17 protein-coding genes are annotated in these 22,083 nt (G+C 48.1%); 9 read left to right on the top strand and 8 right to left on the bottom strand.

All coding sequences use genetic code 11. The features are described 5' to 3' along the window. Positions 1 to 28 precede the first annotated feature (28 nt). The 5 genes from H3H32_RS01000 to H3H32_RS01020 form a co-directional block, all read right to left on the bottom strand. Positions 29 to 607: a fasciclin domain-containing protein gene (locus tag H3H32_RS01000; protein WP_182460836.1), complete on the bottom strand. Its 579-nt coding sequence runs from the start codon at positions 605 to 607 to the stop codon at positions 29 to 31. A 135-nt stretch (positions 608 to 742) separates the two neighbouring features. Continuing rightward, positions 743 to 1,204: a GNAT family N-acetyltransferase gene (locus tag H3H32_RS01005; protein ID WP_182460837.1), complete on the bottom strand. Its 462-nt coding sequence runs from the start codon at positions 1,202 to 1,204 to the stop codon at positions 743 to 745. 14 nt (positions 1,205 to 1,218) lie between these two features. Then, positions 1,219 to 1,704 (bottom strand): MarR family winged helix-turn-helix transcriptional regulator, encoded by a 486-nt coding sequence (locus H3H32_RS01010; RefSeq protein ID WP_182460838.1) that lies wholly within the window; start codon positions 1,702 to 1,704, stop codon positions 1,219 to 1,221. Positions 1,705 to 1,789: 85 nt separating this feature from the next. After that, positions 1,790 to 3,739 (bottom strand): response regulator, encoded by a 1,950-nt coding sequence (locus H3H32_RS01015; RefSeq protein ID WP_182460839.1) that lies wholly within the window; start codon positions 3,737 to 3,739, stop codon positions 1,790 to 1,792. Positions 3,740 to 3,893: 154 nt separating this feature from the next. Next, positions 3,894 to 4,283, bottom strand: a complete 390-nt coding sequence (locus H3H32_RS01020; RefSeq protein WP_182460840.1) for a T9SS type A sorting domain-containing protein — start codon at positions 4,281 to 4,283, stop codon at positions 3,894 to 3,896. Positions 4,284 to 4,559: 276 nt separating this feature from the next. On the opposite strand from H3H32_RS01020, the gene H3H32_RS01025 reads away from it, so the two are divergent. From H3H32_RS01025 to purQ, 7 genes are all read left to right on the top strand, one after another. Further along, positions 4,560 to 5,024 (top strand): RidA family protein, encoded by a 465-nt coding sequence (locus tag H3H32_RS01025; RefSeq protein WP_182460841.1) that lies wholly within the window; start codon positions 4,560 to 4,562, stop codon positions 5,022 to 5,024. A gap of 127 nt (positions 5,025 to 5,151) precedes the next feature. Then, on the top strand, positions 5,152 to 5,409 hold the full coding sequence (locus tag H3H32_RS01030; protein WP_182460842.1) for a hypothetical protein: 258 nt from the start codon (positions 5,152 to 5,154) through the stop codon (positions 5,407 to 5,409). Positions 5,410 to 5,594: 185 nt separating this feature from the next. Next, positions 5,595 to 6,905, top strand: a complete 1,311-nt coding sequence (gene ahcY, locus H3H32_RS01035; protein ID WP_182460843.1) for an adenosylhomocysteinase — start codon at positions 5,595 to 5,597, stop codon at positions 6,903 to 6,905. 143 nt (positions 6,906 to 7,048) lie between these two features. Next, positions 7,049 to 8,194: a hypothetical protein gene (locus H3H32_RS01040; RefSeq protein ID WP_182460844.1), complete on the top strand. Its 1,146-nt coding sequence runs from the start codon at positions 7,049 to 7,051 to the stop codon at positions 8,192 to 8,194. A gap of 83 nt (positions 8,195 to 8,277) precedes the next feature. Beyond that, positions 8,278 to 9,018: a 5'-nucleotidase C-terminal domain-containing protein gene (locus H3H32_RS01045; RefSeq protein WP_182460845.1), complete on the top strand. Its 741-nt coding sequence runs from the start codon at positions 8,278 to 8,280 to the stop codon at positions 9,016 to 9,018. Beyond that, positions 8,996 to 9,928, top strand: a complete 933-nt coding sequence (locus H3H32_RS01050; protein ID WP_182460846.1) for a bifunctional metallophosphatase/5'-nucleotidase — start codon at positions 8,996 to 8,998, stop codon at positions 9,926 to 9,928. The genes H3H32_RS01045 and H3H32_RS01050 overlap by 23 nt, the downstream gene beginning before the upstream one ends. 114 nt (positions 9,929 to 10,042) lie before the next feature. Next, positions 10,043 to 10,729, top strand: a complete 687-nt coding sequence (gene purQ, locus H3H32_RS01055) for a phosphoribosylformylglycinamidine synthase subunit PurQ (protein WP_182460847.1) — start codon at positions 10,043 to 10,045, stop codon at positions 10,727 to 10,729. Between the two features lie 86 nt (positions 10,730 to 10,815). On the opposite strand, the gene H3H32_RS01060 is transcribed toward purQ, so the two are convergent. Together H3H32_RS01060 and H3H32_RS01065 are read right to left on the bottom strand one after the other, a co-directional pair. Next, on the bottom strand, positions 10,816 to 11,709 hold the full coding sequence (locus H3H32_RS01060; protein ID WP_182460848.1) for a cyanophycinase: 894 nt from the start codon (positions 11,707 to 11,709) through the stop codon (positions 10,816 to 10,818). Between the two features lie 191 nt (positions 11,710 to 11,900). Further along, positions 11,901 to 12,170, bottom strand: coding sequence for an ArsR/SmtB family transcription factor (locus tag H3H32_RS01065; RefSeq protein ID WP_182460849.1), 270 nt, complete (start codon positions 12,168 to 12,170; stop codon positions 11,901 to 11,903). 543 nt (positions 12,171 to 12,713) lie between these two features. Here H3H32_RS01065 and H3H32_RS01070 point away from each other — a divergent pair. Next, on the top strand, positions 12,714 to 18,398 hold the full coding sequence (locus H3H32_RS01070; protein ID WP_182460850.1) for a CVP-CTERM putative sorting domain-containing protein: 5,685 nt from the start codon (positions 12,714 to 12,716) through the stop codon (positions 18,396 to 18,398). Between the two features lie 281 nt (positions 18,399 to 18,679). Continuing rightward, the gene (locus tag H3H32_RS01075) at positions 18,680 to 19,249 is read left to right on the top strand and encodes a type 1 glutamine amidotransferase domain-containing protein (RefSeq protein ID WP_182460851.1); all 570 of its coding nucleotides are present in this window, start codon (positions 18,680 to 18,682) and stop codon (positions 19,247 to 19,249) included. Between the two features lie 88 nt (positions 19,250 to 19,337). Here H3H32_RS01075 and H3H32_RS01080 read toward each other — a convergent pair whose 3' ends face one another. Continuing rightward, positions 19,338 to 22,001, bottom strand: coding sequence for an ABC transporter permease (locus H3H32_RS01080; protein WP_220472591.1), 2,664 nt, complete (start codon positions 21,999 to 22,001; stop codon positions 19,338 to 19,340). Between the last annotated feature and the right edge of the window lie 82 nt (positions 22,002 to 22,083).

Here is a 22,083-nt window from a genome sequence, read left to right on the forward strand (position 1 = left end):
GACGTGAATTGATCTATCAATAGTCTGATTACCGGACAATTGGCCCTTTGTTCGAGGCTGGTTGAAGCACCTTATTGATGGAATAAACTACACCGTTGGTAGCCCGAACATTACCCTGAATAACATCGGCAACCGTACCGCGATCATCTTCAATGGTAATGTAGTTTTCCTGCTTATGTACGGTTAGTATCTGGCCTGCCAGGTTCGTAAGTGTCTGGCCGTCTTTCAATTGATCGGAGGTTATGCGCCCTTTTACAACGTGATAAGCCAGCAGCTTAATAAGTCTATTTTTACTGGAAGGAAGCAGTAAATCATCCAGATCTTCCTTCGAGAATTCGGAAAAAGCGCCGTTGTTAGGGGCAAAAACCGTATAGGGCCCTGCACCTGATGCCTGTTTGGTTAATCCTGATGCTTTTAGTAATTGAAAGAGCGTCGTGTGGTCAGGGGATTCGGCAGCACTGAGGGCCAGCGTATTTCCTGTCTTGACACCGCTTGTTGTTAAAACTGGATTTGTCGAAGTGGTCGAAGGCGTGTTCTGGGCAACCGCTTGAAAGCCGAAAATGACGAATCCGGCCAGGCAAAAAACAATCGTATGATTCAGTTTCATGGTTAATCTATTTTCAGGTTCCAGCGTAGAAAACTGGATAGTTGAGCTTAGGCTTAACCTTGACAGTCACGGATTGTTTTTGCCTCATAATCAGTCGGGCGGATTTAAACAGCTTCTTAATGTACCAAGCCCGTTTTACAGCGTCATCTCCATCCGAATATCGGCACGGCTGTAAGGCGTGGGAACACTGGGAACTTCGCGGAAACCTACACGCGCATACATGGTCAGGGCGGGCGTAAGTATTCGATTTGACTCAAGCCAAACAGTTTTGACGCCCAGTTGCCGAGCGTAGTCGATAGCGGCTACACATAGTTTTTTGCCGATACCTTTGCCTTGTGTATTCGGCGAAACTGCCATTTTCGCCAGCTCGAAACCGGTTTCGCCCATGTTGATCATAGCCACACAACCTACGATTTCATCACCAATTTTGGCCAGGAAAATCTGCCCATTGTTCGGCAGAATATAGGTTTCGGGTTGATCTAACTGCTCCAGATCGTGTGGTTCAACGGTGAAATAATGAGAAATCCACTCAATATTCAGACGCTTGAAATCCGGTTGATATTCGGGTGAGTAGGGGATGATAGAAACTTCGTTCATCTTACATTATCCATTTATTTAGTTCGGTTCAACTGATCCTGAATTCGGTCGTAGAAGTTACGTTTGGCTAATTGGTCTTCCATCTCCTGAAGCGAAGTCAATAGGTTATGCGTTTGATTACCAAGCATCTCCTGGTTCACGCTGATAAAGGCGTCCCACAGCGGCTGGAGTTTAGGGAGCATCGCCTGACCGGTTTCACTGAGTGCAAGCAGGCGTTTGCGCCCGTCCTGCTCCGACTTTGCTGAGGTAATCAGGTCTCGTTTTTCCAATTCATTAATAACCTGAATAACCGCTGGATGGGTAATGCCCAATCGTTCGGCTATTTCCATAACGGCTACTGGTCCCTGACGCGCGATAAGCACAAAAATGGTGGCCCAGCGTACATCGAAATCCACTCCCGATTGTCGGTAAGTGGCGGTTACTCCCTGCCAGTATAAATCACTTAATCGCCTGAGTCGGCTGGCAAGCGCCAACTCGGCCATTTCGGCCATAAAATCCATAGTATGTAAGAACTTACGTAAGTTCTTACATAATTAGATAAAACTTTTATCTGTGTCAAGAATTGCGTCAATTATTTCTGGTTAGCTACCCTTTTACGAACGCGGAGGGCGTTTGCTGATAGAACTCCCGGAAAACTTTAGTGAAATAGGAGGGCGAGTCGAATCCCACCATATAGGCCGTTTCGGAAGCTCCGTGACCCGCCCGCAACAGATCGATGGCCTTCCGCAGTCGATACTGCCGGATGAGTTCAATGGGCGACAAATGCGTCAGGCTTTGTATTTTCAGGTACAACGCTTTGCGGCTTAGCGCAAGTTCTTCCGCCAGCCATTCGACGCTCAACGTCGAGTCGTCCAGTCGCTGGTCAATCAGCCCATAGAATCGACGAAGAAATTGATCGCCCACTGGCTCGAGCGAAGACGCACTGGTGGGCTGAGCCAACTGATTCCGATAATGATCCCGCAACCGTTGTTGGCGATCTAACAGGTTTCGAAGTCGCAACTGCAGTTCTCCCAGATGAAAGGGCTTGGTTAGGTACTCATCGGCTCCCACCGCCAGACCTTTAAGCCGACTCGCTTCATCGGCGCTGGCCGTTAGCAGCACTATAGGAATATGATTGGTAACGGGGTCGGCTTTGAGCTGTTCAATTAGCCCATAGCCATCCAGGCGAGCCATCATCAAATCGGTAATAATGAGATCGGGCAGTTCTTCTTTAGCCACTACCCAACCCTGATGGCCATTGGCCGCTGTTCGCACCCGATACAGGGTGGTTAGCTCGGCTACCATGTATTCCCGTAGCTCGGTATTTTCTTCAACAATCAGAATCAGCGGAGGGGCATCCGACTCTGATTCTATTGGTCGGCCGGTTGATGGTTGAGGTAAGACGGGTAGTTCAATCAACAGAGAGGAAGTCGCCAGTGACTGAACGGATTGATTGCCCCCAATCCGATGAAGAGGCAGTTCGACACTAAACTCGGTACCCACATCGACCTGACTCGTCACCTGGATATGCCCGCCCATACGTTGCGTTAAGGCCTGGACCAGGGCCAGACTGAGGCCTGTTGGATCGTTTGCCCGAATGCGCTGGTTATCACCCTGATAAAACGGGTCAAATACATGGGGAAGCTTATGGGCCGTAATGCCAATACCCGTATCCTGTACGACCAAACGAACACCCTGGGGTAACGCATGTAACGTTACAGTGACTGACCCAGCCGGAGTGAAGCGAATGGCATTGGTCAGGAGGTTATAGAGAATGGTTTCCCACTTTCCCGCATCGAAGCGATAATTGCCCGTTGGCAGATCGGTGTGAAAGTTAAGAGCCAGCCGTTTAATCTCCGCCGAGGGGCGAAATAGATCAACAATCTGGCTCAGAAAACCCGCTAAGTCGCCCACTTCATGGACTTCCTCAAGCGGTTGATCTTCAAGTTGGTGGAGATCCATTAACTGATTAATAAGCCGCAATAGTTGCTGTGCGTTTCGGCGAATACTCAGTAACCGTTCCTGTTGAGGTGGGGTCAGCGCTGCCTGTTCCAGGAGTTGGTCAACGGGAGAAAGGATCAGCGACAGGGGAGCGCGCAACTCGTGCGTCATATTGACAAAGAACCGCGTTTTCATGTCATTAAGCGCTTTAAGCGCCTGAGTCTGCCGAAGCTGCTCGGCGTAGCGTCGAGCTTTATCAATAGTGGCTTTAAGGTCGGCGAAGTCAATCGGTTTGGTAATGAAATCAAAAGCCCCTCGGTTCATGGCGGTCCGAATGTTGGTCATATCGCCATAAGCAGTAACCATCACTGTTGGCACTTGAGGGTAGCCAGTTGTAATGTGTTCCAGCAGTGTAAGCCCATCCATGCCGGGCATATTGATGTCGGTCAGCACTACATCAATTTCTGGTTGCTCCTGAAGTAAACGGAGTGCTTGCGAACCATTTTGCGCCACGAAAATCTGGTAGGTACCTGCTACGATCAGTTGGCGGAAACGTTGCCGGAATAGCGCTTCCCAATCGGCTTCATCATCGACCAAAAGTATTTTCGTCATCATTTCGCAGAGCTGTTCTTTCTGACCGATTATAAACGGTTCTGAAGCTAAGGTACGAATGAAGCGCTGATCTAACGCCAACAACCAACCAGGTAAAGACCTTGATAGGTTGTTGGCGTTAGATCAGCGCTTCAAGAATTGTTGGCGGAAACAGACGTTAGTTAATGGCTACCAGTCTATTAACATCCATAGGTTTCTGGGTTTCCAGGGTTACCGTGTGTTGGTTGGTTTCCTTACCATCGGTGATGGTTAACTGATAAGCGCCGTCGGGTAACTCACTTACGTCGAATACTAAACGGACAGTGGTTTGTTTTTTGCTTACTCGTTGGGAAAAGACCATACGGCCGTCGGCACTAGTCAGGCGAATTTGCAGGGGTTGGCCTGTTTGTTTGTCAAGGGCAACCTGAAGTTTTCCAGCTTTGTTCGTAAAGATACCGCTTTGGAAAGTAGCAGGTTGTGGGTCGTTAGTAGGTTTGGCTAAAGAAGCGTAGCTAGTAGACAGAACCAGAGCAAAAGCAACGAACAGAGGTTTGATGAGCGTTTTCATGATAGTTTATATTTAAGAGTTTGATTTCGTTTTCCGTTTTGGATAGGTCAAAGGTCGGGTGATTCAGGAAAACGGATTAGCTCAAATGAGTCAATTACTATCACTTTTGAGCCCAATTGTCAAAACAGGGTAAAAACACCAATGGGAACTTCCTTTCGTTGCTTGGATCGGCCTTTTTAGGCGAAGGTCGCTTACAAAAACGCCAGTATACTTGAGCAATTTCAGCATAAGGATGTTCCAATGGCATTCGGTAGATTTGCTAAAAAACGTATCCTTATGAACACCCTTCGACCATTCATTCTCTTTGCCAGTCTTTTGGTAGGCGCTAATGCTGTAGTTGCCCAGCAGCTTCAATATAATAATCCACAAGGCCTGCCTACGTCTAAAAATTACACGCAGGTTGTGGTTGCACAAAGCAGTCGGGTTGCCTACATTTCAGGGCAGGTCTCGGCCAATGCGAAGGGAGAGATTGTCTATAAAGGCGATTTCCGTGGCCAGACGAAACAGGTGCTCGAAAATCTCAAAATAGCCTTAGCTTCCATAGGTGCCACCTTTGCCGACGTGATTAAAACAACGACCTATGTTGTCAATACAGATCCGGAAAAGATCGGCATCGTGCGGGAAGTACGGAGTCAGTATTTTACAGGAGCTAATCCACCGGGCAGTACCTATGTTGGGGTGCAGGGCTTGTATGACAAAGATGTGCTGATCGAAATTGAAGCAACGGTTGCGTTAAAATGAGCGCCTTTGCTGTTAATAAAGAGCTTATAGCCCCTATTTCAGAAAGCTTTAACAAGCGAGGGCCTAACTCTATAGCTTGGCTATTTCAAAACGAGCAGATTCCGTTTTCGTAAACTATATATACATTATGACTGAAGTTACTTATCGATATATAATTGATGAACTTACCAAAAGATCAATCAGGCATGATGTTCATAGCTTTGCTTCAGGTGCTAAAATGATTGATATCTGGTATGATGGTCATTTTTATGTTATTCAAATCGATTCTGAATCAGTAGGGATTTCAGAGATTACTGAGGATAATCCTGGATTTGATACCAAACCGGATGCCGTGTTTTATAATTCTGAGGATGCTATAAAACAATTTGACGCTTTTCTCTTGTGAGTTGAGAAGCACTCCTTTAAAATAAGTTTGCAAAACAATCATTAGTCTTCCCTAAACCGAACGCTAAAGTATTTCGATTCGGATAGGGATTCTACGGGTTGCTTCTTATTTTTGCACTTTACTAAGAAACCAAAGATCGCGAAGCAATACGGATCGTATTGACTATCTCGCTAATTCAAATCTATATGCAAACTTCAACCTACGTCCCCTACAAGGTTAAGGACATCGCGCTGGCCGAGTGGGGCCGCAAGGAAATCAAACTTGCTGAAGCCGAAATGCCAGGTCTGATGGCCCTTCGTGCTGAATACGGTCCATCACAACCGCTGAAAGGCGCACGTGTTGCGGGCTGTCTGCACATGACCATCCAAACCGCCGTTCTTATTGAAACGTTGGTTGAACTGGGTGCTCAGGTAACCTGGTCGTCCTGCAATATCTTCTCGACGCAGGATCATGCGGCTGCGGCTATTGCTGCTGCTGGCATTCCGGTTTATGCGTGGAAAGGCATGAACGAAGAAGAATTCAACTGGTGTATCGAACAAACGTTGTTCTTCGGTGAAGAGCGTCAGCCATTGAACATGATTCTTGATGATGGTGGCGACCTGACCAACATGGTTTTCGATGTGTATCCTGAACTGATTCAGAACATCAAAGGCTTGTCGGAAGAAACCACAACGGGTGTTCACCGTTTGTACGAGCGGATGAAAAATGGCACGTTGCACTTGCCTTCGATCAACGTAAATGATTCGGTAACGAAGTCGAAATTCGATAACAAATACGGTTGCCGTGAGTCGTTGGTTGATGCGATCCGTCGTGCTACCGACTTGATGCTGGCTGGTAAAGTAGCCGTTGTTGCTGGTTATGGAGATGTAGGTAAAGGGTCGGCTGAGTCGCTGCGTGGCGCTGGTTGCCGGGTTCTGGTAACCGAAATCGATCCAATCTGTGCGCTGCAAGCGGCTATGGATGGTTATGAAGTTATTCCAATGGACGAAGCTGTTCCCCGCGCACAGATTTTCGTAACGGCGACTGGTAACGTTAACATCATTAAAGGCCGCCATTTCAAAGCGATGCGCGATAAGGCTGTTGTTTGTAACATTGGCCACTTCGACAATGAAATCGACATGGCGTGGTTGAACGAAAACTACGGCCAAACCAAGAGCCAGATCAAACCACAGGTTGATATGTACGAGGTTGACGGCAAAGAGATCATCGTATTGGCCGAAGGCCGTTTAGTGAACCTCGGTTGTGCTATGGGTCACCCTTCGTTCGTGATGTCTTGTTCGTTCTCGAACCAGACGTTGGCGCAATTGGAGTTGTGGGCTAACTCAGACAAATACGAGAACAAAGTGTACGTTCTGCCAAAAATCCTTGACGAGAAAGTAGCTGCGTTGCACCTGGCTCACGTAGGCGCTAAACTGGAACCACTGGAGCAGGCACAAGCCGATTATATTGGAGTACCAGTTGCAGGTCCGTTCAAATCGGAAATGTATCGGTACTAAGAGATGTATGATGTACGATATATGATGTATAATTAGTCGTCATACATCATACATCATACATAACTGGCGCGACTTCGGAAACGAGGTCGCGCTTTTTTATAGTAGATTTGCTAGTATTGATAGACGGAACTGCTACTCTTGCCATGAAACGTTTGCTTCTGCTCTTGTTACTGTCTCCTCTGCTCGGTTCAGCACAGGTAACCATCGACACACTACACTGGAGTGCAACTAGACGTTTGCAGCTTTCTGACTTTCATTCACCTACGCAACCAGGCTTAGGCGGCTCTGAATTTTATTATCAGATTGGTTACGAAGTACGGCCAACATCGATATGGAGTCAGCCAGATATTGAGTCATTTTGTTTGATGTTCCGGAATCTGTCGTGGGTATCTGAAACCGCCAGAAACGAGCGAACCCTGGTCTATAATCAGATACTCTTCGATCTGGTGGAAGTGCATACGCGTCAGATGAAGGCCAAATTAATTGCGCTGGGCGCCGATCGTCGGTTTAAGGAGCAAGCCCGACAAATTGAATACCTGACTAACTCCGAATTAGGGGCCGAGGTCAATCGGTTTCGCGCAGAAACCGGCGGGGGCGATGATTTACAAGCGCTGGAACGATGGGAGAAGCAGGTGGCTCTACGACTTTATGATACGCCCGATCTCGTTACTACGTTTAGTATGTCAAAATTGGGGTATGGTGTATTTTTTGGGGGTGGGGGAGTTTTAACAACGGGTTCGCTGGCACAGACGCTTAATAAGTCGGTAGGGGCTGTTTTTGGGATTGATATTGCCCTACAGCGAACAATGATCATGCTGCATCCTACTTTGTACAACGGAACATTACGGTCGGGGTTCTGGCACAATAACCAACAATGGGAAAAGGATATGCCCATAAGCCCGATGCTGTTCGAACTTGGTTTGGGGCGGGTTATTTACGAAGGGCCGCGCAGTCGGTTAATTCCATATGTTGGCTATCTTTTGTTCGACCTATCGCCCCGCGATAAGAAAGATGAACGCTACAAGGGATTGTCGTTGCTAACTCATTCACCAACGCTCGGACTTGTGTTCGATGTTAAACTGGGCGATAACACACCTAAGCCGGATCTCTCCGAACATAGCTTCTGGTTTATCCGAACGAAAGTATCCTACAGTCCACTGTTAGACCAGAAGCCGTTTACGGGGGGGATTTTTAACATTCAAATTGGCTTGGGCGGCTTTGGGCGAATGCGTAAAGTACACTACAAACCAGAGCATACCGTGATTATGGTACCGGGTAAGGTCATATAAGATCAGTTCATCAACTTCTACGAATGCATTCTAACGATTTGTTAACGCAGGTTTGCCAAGAGTTTCCGAACTTGCGAATACGTATGAAAAAATACCTTCTACTGCTGGCCTTAGCTGGCTTGTCGGCCTGCCACTCGGGCTATCACCTGTCTCAACGAACGGCTAACCGCATTGGAGTAGACTCGCTGGCTGCGTCGTCCGATCCGGCTGTGGCTAGTTTCCTGGTACCTTATCGGGAGAAACTCGATAAGGCCATGAACGAGGTACTGACCAGTTCAACCAAGCCTGTTGAAAAAGCCTTACCCGATGGTCCACTCAACGATTTATTGACCGACGCGTTGCTCCAGCAAGCATCGCAACGATATGGCAAACCTATTGATTGCTCGCACCTGAATTATGGCGGTATTCGCGATAATTTACCTCAGGGCAACATCACTATCGGTTCGGTTTTTGGCGTTATGCCGTTTGATAATCAGCTGGTTATTCTGACCGTTAAGGGCGATATGTTGTTGCAGTTACTCAATCATTTTGCCAATTCCCACGGACTGGTTGTTGGTGGCTTGCGGGTTAAAATTCAGAATAAAAAAGTGCAGTCCGTAACCTTTACCAATGGACGGACGCTACAGCCGAATGAGACCTATACAGTGGCTATGAGCGACTATATAGCCGATGGGGGCGACAATGCTAATTTTCTGAAAAACGCCGTCAAACGCGAAAATATGAATTACTTAATTCGTGATTCCCTGATCGATTATTTCCGACAACAGGGCAAAAGCGGTCAACCTATTAATCCCGTTTCTGATGGACGCATTAGCATCGAATAGACGCCAGTTTCTGAAACTATTGGGCACGGCTGCCGTTGTCGGCTCTGTGGTGCCAGACGTGCTTGCTACTACAGGGCGGGCCAATAAAACAACCTCGCTGACGATTCTGCATACCAACGATGTGCATAGTCGGCTGGACCCATTCCCAATGGATGGAAGTCGGAATGCGGGTAAAGGTGGTGTTGCCCGACGAGCTACACTGATCAAAAAAATCCGGCAGGAGCAGGCAAATGTGTTGCTGTTCGATGCGGGCGATATTTTTCAGGGAACGCCTTATTTCAATCTCTACAAAGGTGAGCCCGAAATTCTGGCCATGAACCAGCTTGGCTACGATGCCGGAACCATTGGTAATCACGATTTTGATGGCGGCATTGACAACATGGTCACCCAATTCGGGAAGGCTACGTTCCCTTTGCTGATTGCCAATTACGACTTCAAAAACACGGTTATGGACGGGCGAACCATGCCGTACAAAATCTTCGAGAAAGATGGCGTTCGGATAGGGGTGTTCGGTTTGGGAATTCAGCCGGCAGGTTTGATCCCGAAGGAGGCCTATAAAGAAACCAAATACCTCGATCCCATTGAGTTAGGTGGCGATACCGCTGCTCAGTTGCGGAATGACAAAAAATGCGACTACGTAATTTGCCTGTCGCACTTAGGGTTTAAATATAACAATGAGCCTACGGTTTCGGACAATGTACTGGCGGCCAAAACCAAAAACATCGATCTGATCATTGGTGGACATACGCATACATTCCTGGATGCGCCCGTAGCCATCAATAATCTAGATGGGCAGCCTGTCTGGATTAATCAGGTTGGGTTTGCAGGCATCAATCTGGGACGAATTGACCTATCATTTGAGCGCGGTAAAGCTGTTTCGAGTGCTGGAAAGTCCGTTGAAGTGAAGTAAAGTCAGTATCTTTGCGTATTCAAAGAGTGAAAGAGCGAATGAGTGGAAGAGCGAAAAGCTGATGCCACACAATTTGCCCTTACGCTCTTTCACACTTTCGCACTTTAAGTTTCTATGAAATTTGGCGTTGTTGTTTTTCCCGGCTCTAACTGCGATCAGGATGCTGTGGATACGCTGGAATTGATGGACCAGAAGGTCATTAAACTCTGGCATAAAGATCACGATCTGCAAGGCTGTGATTTTATCATCCTACCAGGTGGGTTTTCTTACGGTGACTACCTTCGTACAGGGGCTGTGGCCCGGTTTTCGCCCATTATGAATGAAGTAATTGCTCATGCCAATCGTGGCGGCTACCTGATGGGCATTTGCAACGGATTTCAGGTGCTGGCCGAAGCCCGATTGGTACCGGGTGTACTACTTCGTAATGCGAACCAGCAATACGTCTGCAAAAATATTTACCTGACTCCCCAATCGCCCGACGCGTTGTTGACGGCCGGTCTTGATCGCCCCGCTTATAAAATTCCGATGGCGCATGGTGAAGGACGTTATTTCGCTGATGCCGATACGCTAAAATCACTGAACGATAATGGCCAGGTGCTGTTCCGGTATTGTGACGAAACCGGAGCCATTACTGATGCTGCCAACCCAAATGGCAGTCTGGAAAATATTGCCGGTGTGACCAACAGTGGCAAAAATGTATTTGGCATGATGCCTCACCCCGAGCGTGCTGCCGATCCAGCTCTTGGCAATATGGATGGACGGCTCATCATGGATCAAATCCTCAAAGCCGTACTGGTTTAAATAAATAGAACGCAGATGACGCGGATCAAGCTGATTTTAACGGATTTATGTCTGCGAAAATCAGCTTGATCCGCGTCATCTGCGTTCTATTTTGCTGGTTCGTTTGGCCGTGCTGGCCGAGTGTCGATGACTTTTCGGGTTTGCAAATCAAATTTTTGCCCTTTGCCTAAAAAATAAAAAGGTCCACCCGTACTGTTCTGACCAGACGGATATTTGGTGCTATTTGCAATTTGATTCGCTTCGTAAATGCCCACATAAGAGACGCCCAGTACCTCGAAGGTATTTTGCTGCACAACAATGGCCGTCCCTTCATCAATCGCAATACCGAGTAATTCCGGACGAGCTTTAATAACGTCGATGAGATCAAACTGACGGTTTCGTCGCAGGAAATGCTGATCGATGGTGACGTTATGAATGAAATCCAGCCCTTGTGTGTGATCGCCTACCATTATTGAATTCCCTTTGGTATCGCCACGAACCATAAACGATCCCTGAATCGTAGCCCCTGCTGAAGTACCTCCAATAACCCCACCCCGACTGAGTACCGCATTAAATTCTTTGTGCGCCAACGTATTGAGATACGAATCAGTCAGCCGCCAGTGACGGCCACCGACGAACCAGATACCCGTCGCTTTCTTCAAGGGAGCAACAAAGGATTCCTGGTTTGCTACTTTCGGATCGCGGGTATGGAGGATTGTAATGTTTTGGACACCTAAACTGATCAATTTTTCTTTTTCACGAGGAGCACTGTTAGCCGACGAATCTTCGCCTGCGGTTGGAATAATTACAATATTGGCAGCAGCTGGGCCGCCCGCCAGTTCGACGAATCGCGTCCATAAGTCGGTGCCCATAGCACCTCCTCCCACAATCATCAACGAACCTTTTTCGGGGCCTACCATCTTAGAGATGGAGGTTGTTTGGGCATGGCTTAAATTCGCCAGAAGAGCCAGGAGAAATAAAAGTGTAAAGCGCTTTTTCATTTCAGATTGTTGTTTGGTTTTATGAGTAGGATACCTCGTATCCAAAGTTAACCAATACACCTGATTTTGCGCAAATCACCTGATTATGTTGTACCCACGGATTTCAGCCCGTGTTCAAGTCAGACATACACGGGCTGAAGTCCGTGGGTACAACCTAGCAATCCAATACGAATATGATTTTAACGAAAAGCTTAGGTCAGCTTCGCCAGGAAATCGGATAATTGCCGGGTTGTGTCTTTGTTCAAACGTAGATGAACATTACGCCCTTCTTTGGTTGCAGCAACCAACTCGCTTTCTGTCAGCAGGCGAACATGGTGCGATACACAAGGCTGCGACAAGCCCGTTAACTCCTGAATCTCAGACGGAGTCATGCTTTCTCGTTGGGCTAATTCCAATAAAATCGAGAGCCGGTATTTGTCGGCAATAGCGCCCGTTGCTTTCTCGCATGATTTAGAATCCATAGTACAAACCTAACAAAAAACGGTTTAGTAAGGTGCGTTCAATACAGAATGGGTAGCAGCGCTAGGTCGCTAAATACTCCCGAATATTTGATTTTGTACATTTCATGTGAATAACAATTATGACTTAGTAACAAATTGGGGGCTAATTAACAATTGGTACGTAATTTGTTAGTGAGTAATAGCAGTAGAAAACTAAAATACTAAGTATACGGATTAGAAATCGGGATAAACCAATTGACATAGAGTAATAGATTAGTCATGCGCTTATATGGCCGTTTGGCCATTTGGCATAGCCTTTGTGTTCAGTTGAGGAGCACAAAGGCTATTTCTGTTTTGCGCTTTTATATCTATTTATCTCCCACCTCTATGATTAATTTTACTGATTCAATTCTCTATTATCTCTATTGTATAAGAAAAAATTACACGAGTTTTTTAGGTAGATTTATACAAATTCGGCTAATCTGTAGAGCTGTAGCAGTAGGGATTTTCGGTCTGCTTTGCCTTGGGAGTGGCATTTCGCAGGCTCAATCGCTACAGTGGAGCATGGCAATCGCGAATAGATCCTCAAATCAGGGAGCGGTACAGAAAATTGGTTCGGATGGTTCTATTTATGTGTTAACCGAAGGCCGAAATAATGCTTCTGGTTATTCTGTTGCCGATATCAAAGAGTTTGGTCCCCCTTTGTCGGGGTCTAACGATGGCTACAATGCGGTGTTATCCAAGTATTCGCCGGATGGCAATATCTTGCAATGGGTACGCCTATTCAATGGTGAGAATAGTAGCTTCACTCCCCTTGCTTTTGATTTTTCGCCAACGGGCGAAATCGTCCTCTTGTGCGTAAGTAATGGAGGAGCTTCGGCCTCTGCCCTGATCACCCCCAATGGTTTTCAAACAAGTCGTCCTAATACGGCAGGAGGTAATCTGGCCATTTTGATGAAACTATCGGCTGATGGGAAAACAATTAACTATGGCTCCTATCTGGGGGCTGTTGGTGGTTCGTCTAACGTACGTGTTCGATTATGGAATGAAGCTCCTTATTTTCAAAATCTGATTATTACGCCGGATGGATCGATGATTCTAATGCTACAGAACAGTGGCTCGGGCGTATTACCGACTACATCGAATGCCTACCAATCAGCGCCAAAAGGGGGTAACGATGATCCCTATATGGCCATTTTTAATGCTGATGGCACCCTTCGTTACGCATCTTATTATTCGACAAGCGCTTCGGTTCCGGTTCAATACGTGACCGATATTGTTCCAGATGCGGATGGTAGCTTTTACGCAACGTACCGGAATGGCAACGGAGCCATATTGCCAATAACAGCAGGAGCCGCTTATGCGAATGTTTCGCTGGCAAATCAGGTGGGTTACATCGCCCATTATGGCGCTTCGGGGCAATTGTTACAATCAACGGCCTTGCCGGGTACGCAGGTCATGGGCATTCGCAAACGCCCCAACGGAAATATCGTGGTCATGGGCGTTATCACAACGCCCGCAGAATTTGTACAGGTCGGTTCATCGCCAAATATGGCCTGGACGCAAGGGCAGCTAACCTTAACCGAATTCAACTCAACCCTTACATCCGTAATCCGGAGTGCCGTGGTAGGAAATGGGAGCGTAGAAGCATCGGATATGGAACTCGATGAGCAGGGAAGAGTGCACATCAGTGGAAAAGCAAATGCGGCTTCCAGTATTAGTCCAACGGCTGGTGCCCTGTATTCTATATTTGGCTCGAGCAACGCTACTTACCAGATTATTGACTGCGATTTTAGTAAAGTACTCTATGCTACCTATTTGAATTCGGGGGAGAATGGGAGCACTACCGGAAACTATGATGTCGAATTAAAGGGTTGTCGGGCAACGATTCTGTCTACGGCAGGCTCTAGTGTGAATTATCCGGTTACGCCGGCTGGTCTGGCTAGTGATGGCACGACTACCTTAACAGGCTATAACGTGGTGCCGAACTCTGTCGGGATGACGGTTTACCTCACCGCTTTTAACTATGCGAAGTACGTAGAGAATACCAACACAATTGCGGCAACAATTACTAACTATTGCGAAGGAGCCGGTTTGTTTCCCATAATAGGGTCTAAACCAATATACAAAACACCAAACGTTAGAGGTGCTTCCGATGCGAATCCAGCCCCTGCATCAATTTATTATCAGTGGCAACGCAGCGGTTCCGCGTCTGGTCCCTGGATAGATATTGCCAGTGCAACGTCTAAAGATTATACACCTAATGGCCTAACTGTGGCAGGATCGGTGTTTTTTCGACGAGCGGTCCGTCAGTCGCCTTTCGATGCGGTTTGTTCGGTCGTGGGTAGTTGCGATGTGGTTAACTACAGTAATACGGTAGAATACATCCTATCGACCAGTAAAGTCCATTCGACTGATTTGGCCAGTAAGCCATACGGATTTTGTGCGGGCACGACGTTAGCCATAACCGCTACCATTACCCCTGGGGGCGATGGAGAGCGGGGGGCTTATACCTATACGCTGGTTCCGTTAGCGGGAGGAACCCCTATACTTTCGGGCACCGTGGCAACAGCGGCAACACCAATTTCGCTAAACCTGACCACCGAGGGGACTTATCGGTTAAGCGTGACGGATAGCCGGGGATGTACGAGTTACGATACCCTGAAAACGGTTCAGTTTAAGGTAATAGTGCCTTCGAGAACGGTCTTTACCTGTGGCAACCCGACGGTAAAACTTGGGCCTGTTTCGGTGCCCCCAGCTTATGCCAACGTGTCGACAAACACATTTACCTGGACGCCATCAACGGGCTTAGATACGCCCAATGGCGTTAATCCTACCTTATCGGACTTGCCAGCTAATGGAGCGTCGAAAGATTTCTACCTGGATTTTAACGGTTGCCGAGTTGATACCGTAACCGTGACAGGCCAGAGTGTAACGCCTTTACCTGCCTTGCCCAGCCTGACGTTATGCCAGGGAGATAGCGCCCGGTTAGGGCAGGGACTTACCGAACAGGCTGGTGTTAGTTATGGCTGGTTTCCGGGCATTGGTATTAGTCAGCCTACCGTTGTACGACCCGTGTTTACAGCTACCTATGCGCCACAAGGGGTAAACATACTACCATTTACCGTTCAGGCATCAAATGGTATATCGGGTTGCGTGCAGACTACAACCCAGCAGGTTACGGTCTATAAAACACCAAACAACGTATTTAATCAGAAAGAACCCTATGTCTTTTGTCCCACCTCAGGTTTTGTGGCGAAGACTAGTTTCGGGACTCCCGACGAAAGCGGAATCAGTTACAACTGGCGCGCTGTCATTACCAGCGTGTCGGCAACACAGGGGGTACCCTCGCCCGAACAAGCCCTTACATACCTGAGTAGTACGACGGCTTCGCAGGTATCGATGCGTATGACCGGTACCAGCATACCCAATGGCGGACTGGCCGATGGACCGTATACGATTTTATATATTCGGACTAGTCAGAACGCGATAAATCCATCCTGCGCACGGGCCGATACTGCCGAAATCAGATACATCGTAGGCTGCGGCCCCGGTGGTACTGACTTCTGTAAATTAGATCAGCAAGGGGGAGCCGATGGGCAATGTGGCGGAAAAACTACTACCATTGGGCCCATTACAGCTGCCAGCAACGGGACCTATACCTGGTCGCCAGTGGCCGGATTATCAGACCCGAACACCGGATTGCCTTTGGTAGAAGGAGTACCCCACCCAGCTAAAGTTATTGCCAATCCATCGGGGCTGGTTGCCGTCACCTATACGCTTTCGCTGGTATTAGAGGGCGTGCCGGATACATGCCAGATTTTCGTGAAAGTATTTCCGGGGCAATCCTCGTTACCCGTTACAAACTACACATCGCCGTTAGCCGCTTGTAAAGGTGGGACGGTGCAGATTCAGCAAAACGCCATTCCGGGCTATACCTACAACTGGTCTGCCGGAACACTGGTCTCTGATTCTACCATTGCCAATCCGACCACAGTCGCGTTGACTACCGATAAAACGCTCTACGTAAAAGTAACGGATGCGTCGACCGGCTGTTCGATTCGGGATACGGTGAATATTCAGGTTACACCGGTCGACAACAATGCAGGATTGGATGGAACCTTTTGTGTAACATCGGGTGGTACCTACACCGTTGGCTCTGCGGCAAAAGCAGGTTATACCTATGCGTGGACTTCGCCAACGCCGGGTATTGTGTTTACCTCGCCGGGTAGCGCTACATCGTCCGTCACAATTCCTGCGAATGCCGATAGTCCCGTACTTTTGATTCGGAATGCTACTAACGGAAATACGGCAGCCAACTGTGCGTATGCCGATACGGTTCAGTATACATCCTTCACGGCCCCGGCGCTGACTATTCACGCGCCCGGAAGTTTGTGCGATGGGGGAGGAGGCTCGGTAACCATAGGTCCCGTGCCTGACCCCAATATGACCTATCGATGGTCGACTGGAGAAACGACAGCGCAAATCAGCGTATCGGCAACGGGACCGTATAACGTAACAGTTGGGCAGGGTACCTGTTCGGCTACGACGACGATAAACGTTAACTCCGCTACACCACCGACCGTCAATTTTGCCAATGATCCAATTCCCGCTCCGTGTAATGGACCGATTACCATTGGGGTAAACAACTCGCCCGATGGCGGATGGAGTTATTCGTGGGCGCCCTTTACGGGTATTGTGGCATCGGCAGGCAACCTGTCTACGGTGCAGGTTTATCCCGAAACACCCACCTCTTATACATTGACTGCAACGCATGCAACGGGTTGCGTAAAAACGTTTGTATTTCCTGTGCCAGCAGCCACCTATGTGGCCACGCTGCCCGGTTCACTCAACTTCTGCGAAGGCGATGGGGCATCAACCGTATTGCCTTTAAGTAACCCACCTGCCGGAAGTACAGTAGCGTGGACCGCCAGCCCATCTAGTGCGCTAGCTTACCTGAGTTCTACATCGGCCAGCCAGCCAACGCTGGATATTGCAGCAGCCGTTACTGGAACCTATACCTACACGGCTACGGTAACCTACGGAAGTGGCTGTACAACCTGGGCGTCGATAACGGTGAAAATTGGCAAGCAAAAGCTTAATCTGGCTGGCGACGATCAGTCTGTTTGTTTAGGAAACTGTGTTCAGATTGGGGCGTCTCCACTACCTGGCTTCAGTTATAGTTGGACCACATTACCTTACGATGCAACCAAAGTAGGGCAGATTTCGAACCTTAGCTCATCGCAGCCTGTCGTTTGTCCTAGCGGGACAACTACGTATCAGTTGAGCTATTATGACGCCAATACCGGTTGTACGTTCGGAGATGAGATGATCGTGCAGGTAACGACGGTGAACCCCACGCTAACGGTCAAAGCGCTGAACACCACCTGTCAGACAGTCGACGGAACCGCCACGTTCGATCTGGCGAATGCAGTCATTTCGAATACGGGAGGCAGTATCGGTTATTATGCCGACGCAGCCGCTACCATCCCGGTTACGAACCCAGTATCGTTGCCGACTACGTATTACATCAAATCGGCGTCAGCAGACAGTTTCTGTACGACTGTTAAACCCGTTAGCGTTTCCTTTACGGCTTACTCGAATTTTGTGGTAACGCCTACGTCTCCGGTTTGTAGTACCAATGGAACCGGGGCTTCGGTGAAAGGTAATGTCACGTTGTCGAACTATGCGGCTGGTAGCACGTATCAGTACGTAGAGGGAACGGACTTTTCTGCCGGAACCAAAGTGCCTGCTGCTGCCACGTTGCTGAGCGGCAACTCGCAGGTAATTATTGCCAATTTAGACGACAGCGTATTACCGAAAACCTATACGGTTCGGGTATTCAATCCGGCTGATCCGACCTGTTATGCCGAACAGCAAGTAACGGTACAACCGTCAAATTGCTGTATTAAGCCCAGTTTTCAGGCGAATACAGTAGCTGCTACCTGTTTAGGCAGTACCGCACAAAACAATGGGCAGATTGTGTTAAGTGGTTTCTCGGCGAGTCATACATATCAATTCTCGGCGGGAGCAACTTTTACCACTTCGTTGTCGGGACCCGCTCAGGTGATTCCGGCCAACGGGATAATCGCGAACAATCTGGCAAATCCGGCAACGGCTCAGGATTATACCATTCGCGTGTACAGCGGTTCGGGTTGCTACACGGATGTGACCGTACAACTGGCATCAACCTCCTGCCCTTGTCCGCCAAACGTGTGTGTGCCTTTGGTCATCACCAAGATACGATAAGCCTACAGTAGCGATTATGGGAAAGCGATTCATGGAGAAGATAATTCTTCGTGAATCGCTTTTTTTGTTCGCTGTCTCTAACGTTGAGTGTAGTATGGACTACGCCCAACAAAGGTTGGCAGTAAATTTCATTCTCGCCGGGTTAAAACCCGGTGAGAGTATTCTTTTACTGTTCCATAATCTCTGTGCCTCCGTGGTTAGATAACATACTTTAAGAGCTGCTTTGTTAACCTTCTTCTTTTTCCATAGTTATACTAGGGTAACTAAATTCTCAACGTATTATGGAAACGCAGCAACGATTGCAGGGTAAGAAAGTGGCGATTCTGCTAACCGATGGATTTGAACAGGTCGAAATGACCGAACCTCGTAAAGCATTACAGGATGCCGGTGCTACAACGCACCTGATTGCGCCAAAAGGGGGCGAAGTAAAAGGGTGGGACGAAACCGATTGGGGCGATACCTTTCCGGTTGATCTACCCATCGCTGGAGCCGACCCTAACCAGTATGATGCACTGCTTCTGCCCGGTGGCGTGATGAATCCTGATAAACTACGGACAGATCCGAAGGCGGTGCAGTTTGTGCGTCATTTCTTTGAAGCCCATAAACCCGTAGCCGCCATTTGTCACGCGCCAATTATGCTCATCGAAGCGGGTGTGGTGAAGGGGCGAAAACTTACGTCGTACCCGTCGATTCAAACCGACTTGAAAAATGCCGGAGCAAACTGGGTTGATGAAGAAGTGGTAACCGATCAGGGCTTAGTAACCAGCCGTAGACCTGACGATATTCCGGCCTTCAATCGGAAGATGATTGAGGAAATTCGCGAAGGTGAACACGCTCGGCAGCATGCATAATTGAGTGTAGGTTTAAACACAGAGCCACGGCGAACACAGATATATAATTTCCTCTGTGTTCGCCGTGGCTCTGTGTTTAAACCTACGTTTACTCGCTTTTCAAGCTCTTTACAGGATTGAGCGAACCGGCTTTAATGGCTTGATAACTAACTGTTAATAGCGTAATGACCAGCGCCGTCGCAAGGACCATCAGGAATACCCCAGCCCCGATATTTATTTTGTAGGTATAGCTTTCCAGCCACTGATTCATTGCATACCAGGCAATGGGCGAAGCAACCAGACAGGAAATCAGGACCAACTGAATGAAATCTTTGGATAGTAATCCCCAAACGCTGGTGACGCTGGCTCCCAACACCTTCCGGATACCAATCTCTTTGGTGCGTTGCTCGGCCATAAACGAGGCCAGACCGAATAGACCCAGACACGAGATAAAAATAGCCAATAGCGAAACAATGGCCGACAGATTACCAACGAGTTCTTCGTAATAGAATTTCTTGGCGTATTCAGTATCCGAAAACGTATAATCAAACGGATAAGCAGGATTGTATTTATCAAAAATGGGCTTGATTTTCTGAATAGCCACCGAAGGAGACATGTTCGGATTGATGCGCATGTCGATAAAATTGACCCAATCCTTTGCAAAAATAATCGTCATTGGCGCTACGGAACGGTAGGGTGACCATTCCAGAACAATATCGGGAATGACCCCAACCACCGTCCAGGTTTTACCCGCCCATTTTACGAGTTCGCCTACCGGATGTTTTAAGCCCATGCGTTTAACAGCCGCTTCATTTAAAATGACGCCGGTGGAATCCGTAGTGAAGTCTCTCGAAAAATCCCGACCCTGCTTGAGTTTAATTCCCATCGTTTTTGTGTAGTCATAACTCGTGGCAATGGTCGTGAAAATGACCGATTTATCTTCGGGCGTTGATCCTTTCCAATCCCAGCCGCCGTTGCTGCTCCACCATTGCGTGGGCGGTGAGTTTGTCTTACAAATAGAGGCTACTGCTCCCGTAGCCAATAGCTCGGCCCGAAGCGCTTCAAAATGGTCGAGTAAGTCTTTCGAAGAATTGACCGAAATGAGGCCCTGTTTGGTAAAACCAAGCGGCCGGTTTTTGCCATGCTGTATCTGCTGATAAATGATAATGGTGCCAATCATCAGCACAACCGAAAAGGTAAACTGCACAACCACCAGGATTTTACGGGGCAGCGAAGCACTTTTTCCGACATGGATACCGCCTTTCAGAATTCTGACGGGATTGAACGACGACAAATAAATCGCCGGATAACTGCCTGCCAGTAAGCCGGTAAATAAGGTAAACGCCAGTGTAACCACCCAGAAAATAGGGCTATCGAACTGGATATGCATTGTTTTGACAGTCAGCGTGTTGAAGTAAGGCAGCGAAACTAGGACAATGCCTAGCGCCAGTACGAGGGCCAGGAGCGCAATCAGGATAGACTCACTCAAAAACTGCCCAATCAACTGCTCTCTACCCGACCCAACGGCTTTCCGAACACCCACTTCTTTGGCTCGTTTTTCGGAACGGGCCGTGCTGAGGTTCATAAAATTGATGCAGGCAATCACCAGAATAAACAAGCCGAAAATGCCAAACAGTCGAACATATTTGATGAAGCCACCCGTATTTTTTCCTTCTTCAAAGTCAGAATAAAGCCGCCATTTGGCCATCGGGTGCAGGAAAATCTCGGGCTTGACCAGACTCTTTGCATTAGGGTCCGTGTTCTGGTGAGCCAGCACCACATCCTTTATTTTGGCGTTGGTTTGGGCTGGGTCAATACCCTCTTTGAGTTGGGCGAAAACACCCCAGTCGTTATTTCGCCAATCCGTTTTTGCATGTTCCCGCACCCAATCATACCTGGCCTCCTGCAACTGCCAGGGCAGCAAATACTCAAACTGAAGTGTGGCATTAGTGGGTTGTTTGGCGATCACGGCAGTCACCTTTAAATCGACCGAATTATCGATTTTTACAACCTTGCCAATGGGGTCCTGATTCCCAAAAAGAGTATGGGCGGTTTCATCTGTCAGTACAATCGAATAAGGCTCTTTTAAGGGTTTTTTATCGCCATTGAGAATGTTCAGCGAAAACATATCAATGGCATCTTCGCCGATGTAAATCCCGTGTTTGAGGAACTTCTGATTGCCAACGATCAGCGAACGCTTATTATCTGAACGCTCATACATCGCTACCGCCTTAAAGTCGGGGTATTTTGCCCTTAATTCATCGCCGAGCGGAAACGGTATAGCGTCCTGCGTGCCCCGACGACCATCGAAGGTTTGATTCATCTTGACCTGATACAAGGTCGTGTAATTTTTGTGGTGCTGGTTGGCCGATGCTTCATCATCGATCCAGATGCCAATCAGCATCGCTACAGCCATGCCCACAGCCAATCCGCCAATGTTGATGGCCGAATACGACTTGTTTTTGAACAGATTGCGAAAAGCAATTTTTAAATAATTACGGATCATGGCAAGTTGAAAAAATGAGGGGTTAGAAACATCATTATATCGACTGTGACGGGGTGAGAAGGCCGTCTTGGATTCTTGTCGCCAAAGCCGGGGATGCAGCAACAACAGGAAATCCCACACATACAGGAGCCGGGCTTTGGCATAGCCATAACGATGAGCTCGCTTATGAAACAGCTCATCCAGATCGCCCGCGAGTTCTTCGTACAGATGCGGGGCCGTGATGCGCGCCAGTAGGCGTTGCACCCAGCGGGGTGGGTTTTGGGGCATAGTACGAGGGTTTATTGTAACGTGGGTGGAAACCCGCGCCTATCTTATCTGCCAAGAATTGCGGGTTTCCGAACCGTCCGCG

The sequence above is a fragment of the Spirosoma foliorum genome (assembly GCF_014117325.1).
Classification (GTDB): Bacteria; Bacteroidota; Bacteroidia; order Cytophagales; family Spirosomataceae; genus Spirosoma; species Spirosoma foliorum.

Excerpts from the sequence above, each read along its gene's own strand:
- H3H32_RS01000 (WP_182460836.1), bottom strand. The coding sequence starts at position 607 with ATGAAACTGAATCATACGATTGTTTTTTGCCTGGCCGGATTCGTCATT.
- H3H32_RS01005 (WP_182460837.1), bottom strand. The coding sequence starts at position 1,204 with ATGAACGAAGTTTCTATCATCCCCTACTCACCCGAATATCAACCGGAT.
- H3H32_RS01010 (WP_182460838.1), bottom strand. The coding sequence starts at position 1,704 with ATGGATTTTATGGCCGAAATGGCCGAGTTGGCGCTTGCCAGCCGACTC.
- H3H32_RS01015 (WP_182460839.1), bottom strand. The coding sequence starts at position 3,739 with ATGATGACGAAAATACTTTTGGTCGATGATGAAGCCGATTGGGAAGCG.
- H3H32_RS01020 (WP_182460840.1), bottom strand. The coding sequence starts at position 4,283 with ATGAAAACGCTCATCAAACCTCTGTTCGTTGCTTTTGCTCTGGTTCTG.
- H3H32_RS01025 (WP_182460841.1), top strand. The coding sequence starts at position 4,560 with ATGAACACCCTTCGACCATTCATTCTCTTTGCCAGTCTTTTGGTAGGC.
- H3H32_RS01030 (WP_182460842.1), top strand. The coding sequence starts at position 5,152 with ATGACTGAAGTTACTTATCGATATATAATTGATGAACTTACCAAAAGA.
- ahcY (WP_182460843.1), top strand. The coding sequence starts at position 5,595 with ATGCAAACTTCAACCTACGTCCCCTACAAGGTTAAGGACATCGCGCTG.
- H3H32_RS01040 (WP_182460844.1), top strand. The coding sequence starts at position 7,049 with ATGAAACGTTTGCTTCTGCTCTTGTTACTGTCTCCTCTGCTCGGTTCA.
- H3H32_RS01045 (WP_182460845.1), top strand. The coding sequence starts at position 8,278 with ATGAAAAAATACCTTCTACTGCTGGCCTTAGCTGGCTTGTCGGCCTGC.
- H3H32_RS01050 (WP_182460846.1), top strand. The coding sequence starts at position 8,996 with ATGGACGCATTAGCATCGAATAGACGCCAGTTTCTGAAACTATTGGGC.
- purQ (WP_182460847.1), top strand. The coding sequence starts at position 10,043 with ATGAAATTTGGCGTTGTTGTTTTTCCCGGCTCTAACTGCGATCAGGAT.
- H3H32_RS01060 (WP_182460848.1), bottom strand. The coding sequence starts at position 11,709 with ATGAAAAAGCGCTTTACACTTTTATTTCTCCTGGCTCTTCTGGCGAAT.
- H3H32_RS01065 (WP_182460849.1), bottom strand. The coding sequence starts at position 12,170 with ATGGATTCTAAATCATGCGAGAAAGCAACGGGCGCTATTGCCGACAAA.
- H3H32_RS01070 (WP_182460850.1), top strand. The coding sequence starts at position 12,714 with ATGGCAATCGCGAATAGATCCTCAAATCAGGGAGCGGTACAGAAAATT.
- H3H32_RS01075 (WP_182460851.1), top strand. The coding sequence starts at position 18,680 with ATGGAAACGCAGCAACGATTGCAGGGTAAGAAAGTGGCGATTCTGCTA.
- H3H32_RS01080 (WP_220472591.1), bottom strand. The coding sequence starts at position 22,001 with ATGCCCCAAAACCCACCCCGCTGGGTGCAACGCCTACTGGCGCGCATC.